Here is a 14,469-nt window from a genome sequence, read left to right on the forward strand (position 1 = left end):
GACCTGGGGGAGACAGTGCGGACACTGGCGTACGGATCCTGGCCCTCGCCGATCGACGCGGCCCTCGCCGCCGCGCACGACGGGCGGCCCGACTTCGTGGGCTTCGTCGGCGACGAGGCGTGGTGGACCGAACCGCGGCCCGAGGAGGGCGGCCGGCGCACCCTCGTACGCCGCCGCGCCGACGGGCACGAGGAGTCCGTGCTGCCCCCGCCGTGGAACGTGCGCAGCCGCGTCATGGAGTACGGCGGACAGCCCTGGGGCGGCACGAGCACCGACGGCGGGCCGCTCGTCGTCTTCGTGAACTTCGCCGACCAGCGGCTCTACCGGTACGAGGAGGGCGCCGAGCCGCGTCCGCTCACCCCGGTGTCCCCGGTCGGCGGCGGACTGCGCTCGGCGGAGCCGCTGGTGCGGGCCGACCTCGGCGAAGTGTGGTGCGTGCTGGAGGAGTTCACCGGGGAGGCGCCCACCGATGTGCGCCGCGTCCTGGCCGCCGTCCCGCTCGACGGCTCCGCGGCGGACGACCGGGGCGCCGTACGCGAACTCACCGACGGGCGGCACCGGTTCGTCACCGGGGCGCGGCTCTCACCGGACGGACGGCGGGCCGCCTGGCTGGTCTGGGACCACCCCCGGATGCCGTGGGACGGCACCGAACTGCTCGTCGCCGACGTCACCGCCGACGGGACGTTCGAGAACACCCGGACCGTCGCGGGCGGCCCCGAGGAGTCCGTCGCCCAGGTGGACTGGACGCACGACGGCCGGCTGCTGCACTCGAGCGACGCCGGCGGCTGGTGGAACCTGTACCGCGACGGCGAGCCCCTGTGCCCGTGCGAGGAGGAGTTCGGCGGGCCCCTGTGGCAGGTCGGACTGCGCTGGTTCGCGCCGCTCGAAGGCGGGCTCGTCGCCGTGCTGCACGGCCGCGGCGCCCTCGCCCTCGGCGTCCTGGACCCGGAGACCGGCGAGATCGTCGACGCCGCCGGGCCGTGGACCGAGTACGCGCCGACGCTCGCCGCGCTCGGGGAACGGGTCGTGGCCGTCGGCGCCGGCCCGCACACCGCGCACGAGGTCGTCGAACTGGACACCCGCACCGGCCACTGCCGGGTCGTCGGCGCCGCCCACGAGGACGCCGTGGACCCCGCCTACCACCCGGAACCGCAGGTCCGCACCTTCACCGGCCCCGCCGGGCAGGAGATCCACGCGCACGTCTACCCGCCCCGCCACCCCGACGTCACCGGCCCCCCGGACACCCCGGCGCCGTACGTCGTCTGGGCGCACGGCGGCCCCACCTCCCGGGCTCCCCTCGTCCTCGATCTGACCGTCGCCTACTTCACCTCGCGCGGCATCGGTGTCGCCGAGGTGAACTACGGCGGCTCCACCGGATACGGCCGGGCCTACCGCGAACGGCTCCGCGAGCAGTGGGGCGTCGTCGACGTCGAGGACTGCGCGGCCGTCGCGCTCGCCCTCGCCGACGAGGGCACCGCCGACCGCGACCGGCTCGCCCTCCGCGGCGGCAGCGCGGGGGGCTGGACCACCGCCGCGTCCCTGACCAGCACGGACGTCTACGCCTGCGGCACGATCATCTACCCGATCCTGGATCTGACCGGCTGGGGCACCGGGGAGACCCACGACTTCGAGTCGCAGTACCTGGAGAGCCTCGTCGGACCGCTCGCCGAGGTGCCCGGCCGCTACGAGGAACGCTCGCCCGTCACCCGCGCCGACCGGCTCACCGTGCCCTTCCTGCTGCTCCAGGGCCTGGACGACGTCATCTGCCCGCCCGCCCAGTGCGACCGGTTCCTCGCCCGGCTGAAGGGGCGCGGCGTCCCGCACGCCTATCTCGCCTTCGAGGGGGAGGGCCACGGGTTCCGCCGCGCGGACACCATGCTCCGCGCCCTGGAGGCCGAACTTTCCCTGTACGCCCAGGTATTCGGTTTCGACCCGCCCGGCGTCCCCACCCTGGAGCTCGGCGAGTGAGCCGGCCGATACGGCCGCTGCGGCGGCCCACCCGACTCGCCGCCGGTGCCCGCGTGGCCGTCGTCGCGCCCAGCGGACCCGTGCCCGGCGAGCGGATCGACGCCGGGGTCGAGGTGCTGCGCGGCTGGGGACTCGACCCGGTCGTGGCACCGCACGCGCGCGGCCGGCACGAGCGGTTCGGCTATCTTGCAGCCGGCGACGCCGACCGGGCCGCCGACCTCCAGCACGCCTGGTGCGACCCGACCGTCGACGCCGTGCTGTGCGCGCGGGGCGGCTACGGCGTCCAGCGCATGGTCGACCTGCTCGACTGGGACGCCATGGCGGCCGCCGGACCCAAGGTCTTCGTCGGCTTCAGCGACATCACCGCGCTGCACGAGGCCTTCGCGATCCGGCTGGGCCTCGCCACGCTGCACGGGCCGATGGCGGCCGGCGTCGACTTCCTCGAGCAGGCCCGCGCCCGGGACCATCTGCGGGCCACCCTGTTCGCCCCCGAGTCGGTGCGCACCATCGCCTCCGGCGGCTCGGCCATGGTGGCGGGCCGGGCGCACGGCGTCACCCTCGGCGGCTGCCTCACCCTGCTCACCGCCGAACTGGGCACCCCGCACGCCCGCGCCTCGGCGCACGGCGGGCTGCTCTGCCTGGAGGACGTGGGGGAGGAGCCGTACCGGCTCGACCGCGCCCTCACCCAACTCCTGCGCGCGGGGATGCTCGACGGGGTGCGCGGCGTCCTGCTCGGCTCCTGGGAGGACTGCGGGCCGTATGACGAGGTGCGGGCGGTGCTGGAGGACCGGCTGGGCGGACTCGGCGTGCCGGTCGCGGAGGAGTTCGGCTTCGGCCATGGCGCGGGGGCGCTGACGATCCCGTTCGGGCTCCCCGCCGAACTCGACGCGGACGCGGGCACGTTGACGCTGGACGAGCCCGCGCTGCGCTGACCGCCGGTCACACCGGGTGACCGGCGGACGCCCCTGCGGTCACTCGTCGTGCGGGCGGCCGGGGCCGGGAGCATGCTGGAGGCATGGCCCCCAAGACGTCGCGCCGCGAACCGGGCACGGACGGCCGGCGAAGCGGCCTGGCCGGGTCGCTGACCCCGCGCCGGATCGCCGCGCTGCTGCTCGTCGCCCTCGCCCTGGTGTTCATCTTCGAGAACACCGACGACACCGAGATCCGGCTGCTGGTCCCCGTGGTGACCATGCCGCTGTGGGTCGCGCTGCTCGGCATGGGCGTCATCGGCGCACTGATCGGCGCCCTGCTCGTCGCACGCAGGCGTCGCTAGGGCGTCGTAGGCTGACCGGATGCCGCACCCCGCCTCCCCGTACCTCGCCGAGGGCCCCCGTGTGGGCATACGCCACTTCACCTATGAGGACGGCGCCGAGTTCACCGCCCGGGTCCGCGAGAGCCGGAAACTGCACCGGCCCTGGCTCTTCCCGCCCGACACCGCCGCCGCGTACACCGCGTACGCGGGACGGCTGATCGAGGACCGCACCAAGGCCGGCTTCCTCGTCTGCGCCAAGGAGGACGACGGGGCCCTCGCCGGCTATATCAACATCAACAACATCGTCCAGGGCGCCTTCCGCAGCGGAGCCCTCGGCTACGGCGCCTTCGCGCACGCCGCCGGGCGCGGTCTGATGCGCGAAGGCCTCGACCTCGTCGTGGAGCACGCCTTCGGGATGATGGGCCTGCACCGGCTGGAGATCAACGTGCAGCCCGGCAACGCCGCCTCCGTCAATCTCGCCCGGGCCTGCGGGTTCCGGCTGGAGGGCTACTCGCCGGACATGCTGTTCATCGACGGCGCCTGGCGGGACCACGAACGCTGGGCGATCACGGCGGAGATGCGCTCCCGGCGCCGGCCCCGCTGACCCCGTTCAGGCCTTACGGTCCGCGTACTCGTAGATCGCCCCGTCCGGGTGCATCGCGATCAGATTGCGGCCCACCGGCGTCGGGACCGGGCCCGCCACGATGTGCGCGCCCATCTCGCCGAGCACCTTCCGGGCCTCCTCGACATCGGTGACCGCGATCGTCGCCGCGACCTTGCGCAGCACCTCCAACTCCGCCTGCGGCCCGCTCATCAGCAGGAAGCACCCGACCGCCGCCACCTGCACACCGCCGCGCTCGAAGCGCAGGGCGGTGCCGCCGGCGAGGCGTTCGTAGAAGGGGACCGCGGCCTCCAGATCGTCGACGCACACGCGCAGCGTGGCTCCCAGAATCTCCATGCCGAAAGCCTAGTAGGGCGCCCCCGGCGCCGGTGATCGCTTCACGCGATCCCCTCACTCCCCGTTACCCGACGGTCCGTTCGGGTACCCGCCGGCCATGGACCGCTTGGATCACCTTGAGCATCTGGACAAGCACCTGGTCGACGAACTGGCGCAGGTGGCACGGGAGACCGTGCGCGACGAACTGCGCGAGCAGACGCGCCGGCAGCGCCGCCGCGCCGCGCTCTACGCCGGGTCGGGCGCCGCCGCGCTGTACGCCGGAGCGGCCCTCACCGTGGCCCTGGGCCTCGGCCTGGCGGCCGGGCTGCCCGACTGGGCGGCCGCGCTGATCACGGCGGCGGTGCTGGGCGCGGTGGCCTACGCCCTGCGCGCCGCGGCCCGCCCCGACCACGGACCCACCGCCCCGGCCCCCGGCCCCGCCGAGACCGCCCCCGGCACCGACATACCGGTGCCGCCGATGCCGTCGACGCCGCCGACGGTGCCCGGCACCCACGACCGGCGGTAGGCCTCCGCCCCGGGTGACGCGGGCCCGCCGGTACGGCACCGGCGGGTTCGCGCGGACGTTTGGCGGGGCGGGGCAGGGGGACGCGGAAGGCTTCCGAGGTTTGCGACACGCGATCGACAAGGCCGGAGGCCCACCGTGAGTCGACCCCGCATCGTGATCGTCGGCGCCGGATTCGCCGGGTACCGGGCGGCCCGTACCCTGTCCCGGCTCACCCGGCACCAGGCCGACATCACTCTGCTGAACCCGACCGACTACTTCCTGTACCTGCCCCTGCTGCCCCAGGTCGCCGCCGGCATCCTGGAGCCCCGCCGGGTGACCGTCTCCCTGTCCGGGACCCTGCCGCACGTCCGGCTGGTGCTGGGCGAGGCCGACAGCATCGACCTCGACGGACGCACCGTGCACTACACCGGCCCGGAGGGCGACGGCGGCACCCTCTCCTACGACCGCCTCGTGCTCGCCGCCGGCAGCGTCAACAAGCTGCTGCCCATCCCGGGCGTCGCCGAGCACGCCCACGGCTTCCGCAGCCTGCCCGAGGCGCTGTACCTGCGCGACCACGTCACCCGGCAGGTGGAACTCGCCGCCGACACCGACGAGCCCGCGCGCTGCCAGGCCCGCTGCACCTTCGTCGTGGTCGGCGCCGGGTACACCGGCACCGAGGTCGCCGCGCACGGCCAGCTGTTCACCGACGCCCAGGTGCGCAAGCACCCGCTGCGGGCCGGGATGCGGCCGCGCTGGATGCTGCTCGACATCGCCGACCGCGTCCTGCCGGAACTGGACGAGCGGCTGGGCCGCACCGCCGACGAGGTGCTGCGCCGACGCGGCGTCGAGGTGCGGATGGGCACCTCCGTCAAGGAGGCCACGCACGACGGTGTCCTGCTGACCGACGGCGAGTTCGTCCCGAGCCGCACCCTCGTGTGGTGCGTCGGCGTACGGCCCGACCCGCTCGCCGCCGCCCTCGAACTGCCCCTGGAACGGGGCCGGCTGCTCGTCGACCCGCATCTCCGGGTGCCGGGCCGCGACGAGTTGTTCGCCGCCGGGGACGCGGCCGCCGTACCGGACCTGGAGAAGCCCGGCTCGTACACGCCGATGACGGCCCAGCACGCCTGGCGGCAGGGCAAGACCGTCGCCCACAACGTCGCCGCCTCCCTGGGCATGGGGGAGCGGCGCGCCTACCGGCACCGCGACCTTGGCTTCGTCGTCGACCTGGGCGGCGTCAAGGCCGCCGCCAACCCGCTCGGTGTGCATCTCTCCGGGGCGGTGGCGGGCGCCGTCACCCGCGGCTACCACCTCGCCGCGATGCCCGGCAACCGGGTGCGGGTCGCCGCCGACTGGGTGCTGGACGCCGTACTGCCGCGTCAGGCCGTGCAGTTGGGGCTCGTCCGGTCCTGGTCGGTGCCGCTGGACACCGCCTCGCCGGAGCTGGTCCGGATGCCGGGCGGCCCGGACCGGGCGGAGGAGCCGGCGAAGACCGGTGACGCACCGGCGGAGGGGCGGGGCGAGGACAGGGCGTCCGACCCCGTGCGGGACCCCGACGCCGTCAAGCACCCCGAACCACCCGGACCGGTGAAGCGGCCCGAGCGCCCGGCGGAGCGCGAGGAGAAGGCGCAGCACCGCAAGAAGTCCGCCCACGCGACCTCCCGGAAGGGGACCCATGAACACCGATGAACTCGTCGAGCTCGGGCAGCAGTTGCGCGTGGACAGCGTGCGGGCCTCCGCCGCCGCGGGCTCGGGGCACCCGACGTCGTCGATGTCCGCTGCCGACCTCGTGGCCGTCCTGTTCGCCAACCATCTGCGCTACGACATGGACCGGCCCGACCACCCCGGCAACGACCGCTTCATCCTCTCCAAGGGCCACGCGTCGCCGCTGCTGTACTCCGCCTACAAGGCCGCCGGGGCCATCGAGGACGGCGAACTCCTCACCTTCCGCAAGCTCGGCAGCCGCCTCGAAGGACACCCGACGCCCCGCCGGCTGCCGTATGTGGAGACTGCCACCGGCTCGCTCGGCCAGGGTCTGCCGATCGGCGTCGGCATCGCCCTCGCGGGACGCAGGCTGGAGCACACCGGCTACCGCGTGTGGGTGCTGTGCGGCGACAGCGAACTCGCCGAGGGCAGCGTCTGGGAGGCCGCCGAGCACGCCGCGTACGAGGGCCTGGACAACCTCACCGCGATCGTCGACGTGAACCGGCTCGGGCAGCGCGGCGCCACCCGGCACGGCCACGACCTCGACGCCTACGCCCGCCGCTTCCAGGCGTTCGGCTGGCACACCATCGAGGTCGACGGGCACGACGTGGACGCCGTCGACCGCGCCTACGGCGAGGCCCGCTCCACCACCGGCCAGCCCACCGTCGTCCTCGCCCGCACCCTCAAGGGCAAGGGCGTCGCCTCCGTCCAGGACCGCGAGGGCCTGCACGGCAAGCCGCTGCCGGAGGCCGACGAGGCCATCGCCGAACTCGGGGGCCTCCGCGACCGCACCTTCCACGTCCACGAACCGCACACCTCGGGCCAGCCGCGCGTCATTCCGTCCTCGGAGACCGAGCTGCCCCGCTGGGACTTGGGGGAGAAGGTCGCCACCCGCGACGCCTACGGCCACGCGCTCGCCGCGCTCGGTTCCGGCCGCGGCGACGTCGTCGCCCTCGACGGCGAGGTCAGCGACTCCACGCGTGCCGAGTTCTTCGCCAAGGAACACCCCGAGCGGTTCTTCGAGTGCTACATCGCCGAACAGCAGCTCGTCGCCGCCGCCGTCGGCCTGGCGGCCCGCGGCTGGGTGCCGTACGCGTCGACCTTCGCCGCGTTCCTGACCCGCGCCTACGACTTCGTCCGCATGGCCTCCGTCAGCGGGGCCTGCGTCAACCTGGTCGGCTCCCACGCGGGCGTCTCCATCGGGCAGGACGGGCCCAGCCAGATGGGCCTGGAGGACCTGGCGATGATGCGGGCCGTGTACGGCTCGACCGTGCTGTACCCGTGCGACGCCAACCAGACCGCGAAGCTCGTCGCCGCCATGGCGGGCCTCGACGGCGTGCGCTATCTGCGCACCTCGCGCGGCGCCGCACCCGTGCTGTATGGCCCCGACGAGGAGTTCCCGGTCGGCGGCAGCAAGGTGCTGCGCTCCGGCGAACGGGACCGGCTGACCCTGGTCGCGGCCGGCGTCACCGTCCACGAGGCCCTCGCCGCCGCCGACACGCTGGCCCGCGAGGGCATCGACGTACGGGTGGTCGACCTGTACTCGGTCAAGCCCGTCGACTGCGAGACCCTGCGCCGGGCCGCCGAGGAGACCGGCTGCCTGGTCACCGTGGAGGACCACCGCGAGGAGGGCGGGCTCGGCGACGCCGTCCTCGACGCCTTCTCCGACGGGCGCCCGGTGCCCCGCCTGGTGCGCCTGGCCGTACGCACGATGCCGGGCTCGGCCTCGCCCGACGAGCAGCTGCACGCCGCGGGCATCGACGCCGCGTCCATCGCCTCGGCCGTCACCCTCCTCGTCGAGGAGGCGGTCGTACGGTGAGCGACGGAGACGGCGCGACGACGGTGCGGGCGGGCCGCCGCACCGTGGAGGTGAAACGCGTCGACAAGGTGCTCTTCCCCGGCGGCGGGGGAGCGAAGGAGTACACCAAGGGCGATCTGATCGAGTACCACCGGGCCGTCGCCCCGCACATGCTGCCGCATCTGCGGGGCCGCCCGCTGATGCTCGAACGGCACCCCGACGGCGTCGACGGCCCCACGTTCATGCAGAAGAACACCCCGGAGCACTACCCGGACTGGATCACCCGTGTCGAGGTGCCCAAGGAGGACGGCACGGTCACGCACACCGTCTGCGACGACACGGCCACCCTCGTGTTCCTCGCCGACCAGGCGTGTCTGACCCTTCACCGCTGGCTGTCGCGGACCGACACCGCGGGCGGCCTGAACCACCCGGACCGGCTCGTGTTCGACCTCGACCCGCCCGGCGACGACTTCGAACAGGTCCGGGCCGCCGCCCACGCGCTGCACGGGCTCCTGGACGAACTGGAGCTCCCGTCGGCGCCCATGACGACCGGCTCCCGCGGACTGCACGTCGTCGTCCCGCTCGACGGCCGGGACGACTTCGACACCGTCCGGGACTTCGCGCACGAGGTCGCCGAGGCGCTCGTCGCGGCCCATCCGGACCGGCTGACCACCGCCGCCCGCAAGAAGGACCGCGGCGACCGCCTCTACCTGGACGTCCAGCGCAACGCCTACGCGCAGACCGCCGTCGCCCCCTACACCGTCCGCGCCCGGCCCGGCGCCCCCGTGGCCACCCCCGTGACCTGGGACGCCGTCGACGACCCGGAGCTGCACGCGCGCCGCTGGACCATCGCCGACGCCGTCGAGCAGGCCGGCACGGAGCCCTGGGCGGAGCTCGGCCGCGCCCGCGCCCTCGGCCCGGCCCGCCGCCGGCTCGCGACCCTGCGTGACTGACCGCCGAACGCACCGTCACTGTTCGAACCGAGCCGGTTTACCGGGCGCTTTCCGGGCCACACGGCGTAGGAGGCGCCCATGAATGATTCACAGAACACATCCGAGTCATCCAGACGACAGACGGACGGGACGGGCAAGGGGCCGACCCCGATGGAGGTCCTGCGCGAGGCGCGGGCCCAGCTCGCCGAGCTCACCGGCATGGAAGCGGAGACCGTGACGTCCTTCGATCGCACGGAGGACGGCTGGACCCTCGAAGTCGAGGTCCTGGAGCTGTCCCGCGTCCCCGACACGATGAGCCTCATGGCGAGCTACCAGGTCGAACTGGACTCCGAGGGGCAGCTCACCGGATACCGGCGTCTGGGCCGGTACGAGCGGGGGCGTTCCGACGCCCGGCGCGGTGGCCGCTAGGCCCGCGCACCCACGCCCAGCACACCGTCCCCGAGACAAGGAGGAACGGTCCGAATGACCGTTGTCCCGGCACAGCAGACCGGCGGCGGAGGCGGCAGCAGCGGCCTCTACGACGTACTTGAGCTTGTACTCGACAGGGGACTCGTCATCGACGCGTTCATCAGGGTGTCCCTGGTCGGAATCGAGATCCTGAAGATCGATGTCCGGGTCGTCGTGGCCAGCGTCGACACGTACCTGCGCTTCGCCGAGGCGTGCAACCGGCTCGACCTGGAGTCGGGCCCCAACAAGAGCCCCGGCCTGCCGGAGATCGTCGGTGAGGTCACCGAGTCCGGCGCGCGCGGCAAGTCCAAGGGCGCGCTCTCCGGAGCCGCCGAGACCATCTCGGACGCCTTCAAGCAGGCCCGGGAGGAAGACACCGAGGAGCGCCCGCGGCGCGCCCGTAAGTCGACGGCCTCGCGCCGGAAGGAGGAGCAGGAGTGAGCACGTACGTGTACGGCATCACCGCGAGTTCGCACCCCGCCCTCCCCGAGGACATGGGCGGCGTCGGCGACCCGGCACGGCCCGTGCGGATCCTCAAGGCGGGCCGGCTGGCCGCCGTGGTCAGCGACGCCCCCGAGGGGCTGCGGCCCAAGCGCAGGGAACTGCTCGCCCACTCCAACGTGCTCGCCGAGACGGGCGCCGCGGGGTGTGTGCTGCCGATGCGCTTCGGCAGCGTGGCGCCCGACGACGACGCGGTCGTCTCCGTGCTCGAGGAGCGCGCCGAGCACTACGCGGAGCGGCTGGACGCGCTGGAGGGCAAGGACGAGTACAACGTCAAGGCCAACCACGCGGAGGAGGCGGTCCTGCACCGCGTCCTGTCGGAGAACCCCCAGCTGCGCGCCATGACGGAGGCCAACCGGCAGGCAGGCGGGGGCAGTTACGACGACCGGTTGCGGCTCGGCGAGATGGTGGCCGCGGCCGTCAAGGAGCAGGAGGCACGGGACGCCACCGACGTGCGGCACACGCTGGAACCGGCCGCCGCCGCCGTCAACGTGGGCCCCGACTCCTCAGGCTGGCTCGCCAACGTGTCCTTCCTGGTCGCCCGGGACGAGGCGGACGTGTTCCTCGCCGCGGTCGAGCAGCTGCGCAAGGGCCACCCGCACCTCGAGGTACGGCTCAACGGCCCGCTGCCGCCCTACAGCTTCGTCGAGCCGGGTCCCGGTGACTCCGGTCTCGCCGACGCCGCCGGCGGTGCCGGGGCGGGTGAGGTCGCCAGGGAGTGAGCCATGGGACTCATCGGAGAGATCCTGCTGCTGCCGTTCGCTCCGGCGCGCGGCAGCGGCTGGGTCATCAAGAAGGTGCTGGAGGAGGCTGAACGCCTCTACTACGACCCGAGCGCCGTGCGGGCCGAACTGGCACGGCTGGAGGAGCAGTTGACGTCGGGCGAGATCGACGAGGAGGAGTTCGACCGCCGGGAGGACGAACTGCTCGACCGGCTCGACACAGGACTGCGCGCAGGCTACGGGAACGGCGACAGGACGGCATGATGAACCGAGTTGGACTGGGCCTCGCGATAGGGGCCGGATACGTCCTCGGACGGACGAAGAAGGCCAAGATGGCCTTGGCGGTGGGCAGTCTCGTCGCCGGCAAGAAGCTGAACCTCACCCCGAAGGCGCTGGGCGAGCTGGTCACCACGCAGCTGGCGGGCAACCCGCAGTTCAAGGAGCTCGGCGACCAGCTGCGGCAGGATCTGAGCGGGGTCGGCAAGGCCGCCTCCGGGGCTCTCGTCGAGCGGCAGATCGCGGCGCTCGCCGACCGGCTGCACGGCCGTACCGCCGAGGTGCGCGAGCAGCTGGCGGGCGGCGGTCAGGACGACCGTGACGAGGACGCCTACGACGACGAGGACGAGGCCCCCGAGGACGAGGAGCCGCGCGCCGACGACGACGAGGCGGAGCACGACGACGAGGCCGAGGACGACGGGGAGCGCGAGGAGCGGGCCCCGGCGAGGAAGGCCGCCAAGAGGGCTCCGGCGAAGAAGGCCGCGAAGAAGGCCCCCGCCAAGAAGGCCGCGGCCAAGAAGACGGCTCCCGCCAAGAAGACGGCGGCGAAGAAGACCGGCTCCGCGCGGTCCGCGGCCCGCAGGGCGTCGGGCGGCGCGCGGCGGTCCGAGGGTGGTGACGGAGCATGACCGAGACACTCGGCTCCGCGGGCTCCGCGGCCGGCGGGGCGGCCAAGAAGCAGCCCCTGTCCGACCTCGCGCACAGCGAGGCCGCCGACCGGCTCAAGAGCGAGGTGCAGGACTACCTCGCCGCCCAGGCACAGCGTCTGCTCGTCGGCACCGGCCGCAAGCTCGGCGAGGCCACCGGCAAGCTCAACGACATCGCCGAGGGCAACAGCCCGGGCTTCGCCAAGCTGGCCCTCGACGGCGGCAAGAAGCTCGCCGAGGGCAAGGGCCCGGTGCGCAGCGCGCTGGAGGTCGGCGCGGGCCGCGCGAAGGACAGCGTGGTCGGCGCGTTCAAGAACCTCGGCGGCAAGGGCGGCAAGGGCGGCAAGGGCAAGAAGGCCGGCAACAAGCCCACCGTCATCATCGAGTACGTCGACGTCGGTGTGCCGCTGCGGACCGCCTACGACCAGTGGACGCAGTACCAGGACTTCAGCACCTTCGCCAAGGGCGTCAAGAGCGCGAACCGCGCCGACGACACCCACTCCGACTGGCAGGGCAAGATCTGGTGGTCCAGCCGCAGCTGGAAGGCGCAGACCACCGAGCAGGTGCCGGACCAGAAGATCGCCTGGACCTCCGAGGGCGCCAAGGGCACCACCAAGGGCGTCGTCACCTTCCACCAGCTCGCGGAGAACCTCACCCGCGTCCTGCTCGTGATCGAGTACTACCCCTCCGGGTTCTTCGAGAAGACCGGCAACATCTGGCGCGCCCAGGGCCGCCGGGTCCGGCTCGACTTGAAGAACTACGTCCGTTTCATCACCCTCAAGGGAGAGGCGGAGGACGGCTGGCGCGGTGAGATCCGCGACGGCGAGGTCGTCCGCAGCCATGAGGACGCGGTCGAGGAGGAGGAAGAGCAGGAGCAGGAGCGCGAGGACGGCGAGGCCCGCGACGAAGGCGACGAGGGCGAGGAGCCCGACGCGTCCGCCGAGGACTCCGAGGACGACGGCGAACACGCCGACGAGGAGGAGCCGGAGGGCGAGTACGAGGACGAGCCCGAGGACGACGAGGCCTACGAGGACGAGCCCGAGGACGCCTACGAGGACGAGGGCGAACCGGAGGACGGCTACGAGGACGAGGAGGAGCCGGAGGCCGAGTACGAGGACGAGCCTGCGGACGAAGAGGAGCCCGCGCGCGGCAGGAGCCGGCGATGACCACACCGAGCAGGCTCCCGGATCCGTACGGTCAGGGCGGCGGAGCCAACCTCGCCGACATCCTCGAGCGGGTGCTCGACAAGGGCATAGTGATCGCGGGCGACATCCGGATCAACCTGCTCGACATCGAGCTCCTCACGATCAAACTGCGGCTGATCGTCGCCTCCGTCGACAAGGCGAAGGAGATGGGCATCGACTGGTGGGAGGACGACCCCGCCCTGTCCTCCCGCGCCCGGCACAACGAACTCGCGCGGGAGAACGCCGAGTTGCGTGAGCGACTGGCCCAGCTGGAGCCGGCCAGGCCCCAGCGGGAGGAGGCCCCATGAGCGGTCTGCGCTATGTGTACGCCGTCTGCCACCCCTACGAGTCCCCCCTCCAGCGCCAGCTGTCGGGGGTCGCGGGTGCCCCGCCGAAGCGGCTCACCCACCATGGGCTGGTCGCCGTCGTCAGCACCGTGCCGGAGCACGAGTTCACCGAGGAGGCGCTGCGCGCCAACCTCGAGGACCTCGACTGGCTCACGGCCACGGCCCGCGCGCACCAGCAGGTGATCGACGCCCTCACGGCCGTCACCACCCCGCTGCCGCTGCGCATGGCGACCGTGTTCCGCGACGACAGCGGCGTACGCAGCATGATCGAGGCCCGCGAGGAGGAGCTGCGGCGCGTCCTGGACCGGCTCGCGGGCCGGGTCGAGTGGGGCGTGAAGGTGTACGTCGAGCGGCCGCCGGAGTCCTCCGCCGAGGCGGAGGGCGCCGCGCGGCCCGCCGCGAAGCCCGTGTCGGGCCGCGACTATCTGCGCCGCCGCCGCGACCAGACGCGGGCCCACGACGACGTGTGGCAGCGGGCCTCGGAGTTCTCCGAGCGGCTGCACGGGACGCTCGCGGCGTTCGCCGAGGACTCCCGGCTGCACGCCCCGCAGAACTCCGCGCTCTCCGGCGCCACCGGCCAGAACGTGCTCAACGCCGCCTACCTGGTGTCGCGCGCCGACTCCGAGGAGTTCGTGGAGCTGGTGGACCGGGAGAAGGACGACGTGCCCGGCATCCGGGTCGAACTCACCGGGCCGTGGGCCGCCTACTCCTTCGCCGGCGAGTTCGCCGAGGACCCGGGGGTGGAGTCGTGACCGTCGTCGAACGGCGTGAGATCGCCCTGGTGGACCTGCTCGACCGGCTGCTCGCCGGCGGTGTGGTCGTCAAGGGCGACATCACGCTGCGCATCGCCGACGTCGACCTTGTCCGTATCGACCTGAACGCGCTGATCAGCTCGGTCAACGAGCAGGTCCCGTCGCCCTGGGGGGACCAGCCGTGACCGAACGACGCAACCGCCTCGACCTCGAACCCGACACCGTGGAGCGCGACCTCGTCAAGCTCGTCCTGACGGTCGTGGAGCTGCTGCGCCAGCTCATGGAGCGCCAGGCGCTGCGCCGGTTCGACGAGGGCGATCTCAGCGAGGAGCAGGAGGAGCGGATCGGCCTGACGCTGATGCTGCTCGACGACCGGATGACCGAGCTGCGGGACCGGTACGGGCTGCGGCCCGAGGACCTGAACCTGGACCTCGGCCCGCTGGGCCCGCTGCTGCCCCGGGAGTGATCCTTCCCAGGCT

Annotated in this window: 19 protein-coding genes; 18 read left to right on the top strand and 1 reads right to left on the bottom strand. The window is 73.3% G+C overall.

All coding sequences use genetic code 11. The features are described from left to right. Positions 1 to 3: 3 nt before the first annotated feature. The 4 genes from KBY32_RS19750 to KBY32_RS19765 all read left to right on the top strand — a co-directional run bounded on the left by KBY32_RS19750 (position 4) and on the right by KBY32_RS19765 (position 3,824). Positions 4 to 1,968, top strand: coding sequence for a prolyl oligopeptidase family serine peptidase (locus KBY32_RS19750; RefSeq protein WP_210981029.1), 1,965 nt, complete (start codon positions 4 to 6; stop codon positions 1,966 to 1,968). 8 nt (positions 1,969 to 1,976) lie between these two features. Further along, positions 1,977 to 2,900, top strand: coding sequence for an LD-carboxypeptidase (locus KBY32_RS19755; RefSeq protein WP_210981030.1), 924 nt, complete (start codon positions 1,977 to 1,979; stop codon positions 2,898 to 2,900). Between the two features lie 83 nt (positions 2,901 to 2,983). Further along, on the top strand, positions 2,984 to 3,241 hold the full coding sequence (locus tag KBY32_RS19760) for a LapA family protein (protein WP_210980989.1): 258 nt from the start codon (positions 2,984 to 2,986) through the stop codon (positions 3,239 to 3,241). Positions 3,242 to 3,260: 19 nt separating this feature from the next. Next, entirely contained in the window at positions 3,261 to 3,824 is a 564-nt protein-coding gene (locus KBY32_RS19765; RefSeq protein WP_210980990.1) for a GNAT family N-acetyltransferase, read from the top strand. 6 nt (positions 3,825 to 3,830) lie between these two features. Here KBY32_RS19765 and KBY32_RS19770 read toward each other — a convergent pair whose 3' ends face one another. Then, positions 3,831 to 4,178 (bottom strand): VOC family protein, encoded by a 348-nt coding sequence (locus KBY32_RS19770; RefSeq protein ID WP_210980991.1) that lies wholly within the window; start codon positions 4,176 to 4,178, stop codon positions 3,831 to 3,833. Positions 4,179 to 4,275: 97 nt separating this feature from the next. Here KBY32_RS19770 and KBY32_RS19775 point away from each other — a divergent pair, with 97 nt between their 5' ends. The 14 genes from KBY32_RS19775 (at position 4,276) to KBY32_RS19840 (ending at position 14,456) form a co-directional block, all read left to right on the top strand. Next, positions 4,276 to 4,683 carry a phage holin family protein gene (locus KBY32_RS19775; RefSeq protein ID WP_210980992.1) on the top strand — a complete coding sequence of 136 codons (408 nt, stop codon included), beginning with the start codon at positions 4,276 to 4,278 and terminating at the stop codon, positions 4,681 to 4,683. Between the two features lie 135 nt (positions 4,684 to 4,818). Beyond that, on the top strand, positions 4,819 to 6,348 hold the full coding sequence (locus tag KBY32_RS19780; RefSeq protein WP_210980993.1) for an NAD(P)/FAD-dependent oxidoreductase: 1,530 nt from the start codon (positions 4,819 to 4,821) through the stop codon (positions 6,346 to 6,348). Continuing rightward, positions 6,335 to 8,182 (top strand): transketolase, encoded by a 1,848-nt coding sequence (locus KBY32_RS19785; RefSeq protein WP_210980994.1) that lies wholly within the window; start codon positions 6,335 to 6,337, stop codon positions 8,180 to 8,182. The genes KBY32_RS19780 and KBY32_RS19785 overlap by 14 nt, the downstream gene beginning before the upstream one ends. Continuing rightward, on the top strand, positions 8,179 to 9,114 hold the full coding sequence (gene ligD, locus KBY32_RS19790; protein ID WP_210980995.1) for a non-homologous end-joining DNA ligase: 936 nt from the start codon (positions 8,179 to 8,181) through the stop codon (positions 9,112 to 9,114). The genes KBY32_RS19785 and ligD overlap by 4 nt, the downstream gene beginning before the upstream one ends. Before the next feature lie 78 nt (positions 9,115 to 9,192). Further along, positions 9,193 to 9,522 (top strand): gas vesicle protein, encoded by a 330-nt coding sequence (locus tag KBY32_RS19795; protein ID WP_115505627.1) that lies wholly within the window; start codon positions 9,193 to 9,195, stop codon positions 9,520 to 9,522. A 54-nt stretch (positions 9,523 to 9,576) separates the two neighbouring features. Then, a complete protein-coding gene (locus KBY32_RS19800; protein ID WP_055619349.1) occupies positions 9,577 to 10,002 on the top strand; it encodes a gas vesicle structural protein GvpA in 426 nt (141 codons plus the stop codon). Continuing rightward, positions 9,999 to 10,784, top strand: coding sequence for a GvpL/GvpF family gas vesicle protein (locus tag KBY32_RS19805; protein WP_210980996.1), 786 nt, complete (start codon positions 9,999 to 10,001; stop codon positions 10,782 to 10,784). The genes KBY32_RS19800 and KBY32_RS19805 overlap by 4 nt, the downstream gene beginning before the upstream one ends. A 3-nt stretch (positions 10,785 to 10,787) precedes the next feature. Beyond that, positions 10,788 to 11,048 (top strand): gas vesicle protein GvpG, encoded by a 261-nt coding sequence (locus KBY32_RS19810; protein WP_055619347.1) that lies wholly within the window; start codon positions 10,788 to 10,790, stop codon positions 11,046 to 11,048. Continuing rightward, entirely contained in the window at positions 11,048 to 11,689 is a 642-nt protein-coding gene (locus tag KBY32_RS19815; RefSeq protein ID WP_210980997.1) for a DNA primase, read from the top strand. The genes KBY32_RS19810 and KBY32_RS19815 overlap by 1 nt, the downstream gene beginning before the upstream one ends. After that, the gene (locus tag KBY32_RS19820) at positions 11,686 to 12,873 is read left to right on the top strand and encodes an SRPBCC family protein (RefSeq protein ID WP_210980998.1); all 1,188 of its coding nucleotides are present in this window, start codon (positions 11,686 to 11,688) and stop codon (positions 12,871 to 12,873) included. Before KBY32_RS19815 ends, KBY32_RS19820 begins: the two co-directional genes overlap by 4 nt. Next, a complete protein-coding gene (locus KBY32_RS19825) occupies positions 12,870 to 13,199 on the top strand; it encodes a gas vesicle protein (RefSeq protein ID WP_055619344.1) in 330 nt (109 codons plus the stop codon). Before KBY32_RS19820 ends, KBY32_RS19825 begins: the two co-directional genes overlap by 4 nt. Further along, positions 13,196 to 13,990, top strand: coding sequence for a GvpL/GvpF family gas vesicle protein (locus KBY32_RS19830; protein WP_115505630.1), 795 nt, complete (start codon positions 13,196 to 13,198; stop codon positions 13,988 to 13,990). The genes KBY32_RS19825 and KBY32_RS19830 overlap by 4 nt, the downstream gene beginning before the upstream one ends. Then, positions 13,987 to 14,175: a gas vesicle protein gene (locus tag KBY32_RS19835; protein ID WP_108709414.1), complete on the top strand. Its 189-nt coding sequence runs from the start codon at positions 13,987 to 13,989 to the stop codon at positions 14,173 to 14,175. The genes KBY32_RS19830 and KBY32_RS19835 overlap by 4 nt, the downstream gene beginning before the upstream one ends. Beyond that, positions 14,172 to 14,456, top strand: coding sequence for a gas vesicle protein K (locus tag KBY32_RS19840; RefSeq protein WP_055619341.1), 285 nt, complete (start codon positions 14,172 to 14,174; stop codon positions 14,454 to 14,456). The genes KBY32_RS19835 and KBY32_RS19840 overlap by 4 nt, the downstream gene beginning before the upstream one ends. Positions 14,457 to 14,469: the final 13 nt, after the last annotated feature.

Source organism: Streptomyces sp. RK62 (assembly GCF_018070255.1).
GTDB lineage: Bacteria > Actinomycetota > Actinomycetes > Streptomycetales > Streptomycetaceae > Streptomyces > Streptomyces nigra.

Bases quoted from the DNA above. Each gene is read 5' to 3' on its own strand.
- KBY32_RS19760 (WP_210980989.1), top strand. From the start codon at position 2,984: ATGGCCCCCAAGACGTCGCGCCGCGAACCGGGCACGGACGGCCGGCGA.
- KBY32_RS19765 (WP_210980990.1), top strand. From the start codon at position 3,261: ATGCCGCACCCCGCCTCCCCGTACCTCGCCGAGGGCCCCCGTGTGGGC.
- KBY32_RS19770 (WP_210980991.1), bottom strand. From the start codon at position 4,178: ATGGAGATTCTGGGAGCCACGCTGCGCGTGTGCGTCGACGATCTGGAG.
- KBY32_RS19775 (WP_210980992.1), top strand. From the start codon at position 4,276: ATGGACCGCTTGGATCACCTTGAGCATCTGGACAAGCACCTGGTCGAC.
- KBY32_RS19785 (WP_210980994.1), top strand. From the start codon at position 6,335: ATGAACACCGATGAACTCGTCGAGCTCGGGCAGCAGTTGCGCGTGGAC.
- KBY32_RS19795 (WP_115505627.1), top strand. From the start codon at position 9,193: ATGAATGATTCACAGAACACATCCGAGTCATCCAGACGACAGACGGAC.
- KBY32_RS19800 (WP_055619349.1), top strand. From the start codon at position 9,577: ATGACCGTTGTCCCGGCACAGCAGACCGGCGGCGGAGGCGGCAGCAGC.
- KBY32_RS19810 (WP_055619347.1), top strand. From the start codon at position 10,788: ATGGGACTCATCGGAGAGATCCTGCTGCTGCCGTTCGCTCCGGCGCGC.
- KBY32_RS19815 (WP_210980997.1), top strand. From the start codon at position 11,048: ATGAACCGAGTTGGACTGGGCCTCGCGATAGGGGCCGGATACGTCCTC.
- KBY32_RS19820 (WP_210980998.1), top strand. From the start codon at position 11,686: ATGACCGAGACACTCGGCTCCGCGGGCTCCGCGGCCGGCGGGGCGGCC.
- KBY32_RS19825 (WP_055619344.1), top strand. From the start codon at position 12,870: ATGACCACACCGAGCAGGCTCCCGGATCCGTACGGTCAGGGCGGCGGA.
- KBY32_RS19830 (WP_115505630.1), top strand. From the start codon at position 13,196: ATGAGCGGTCTGCGCTATGTGTACGCCGTCTGCCACCCCTACGAGTCC.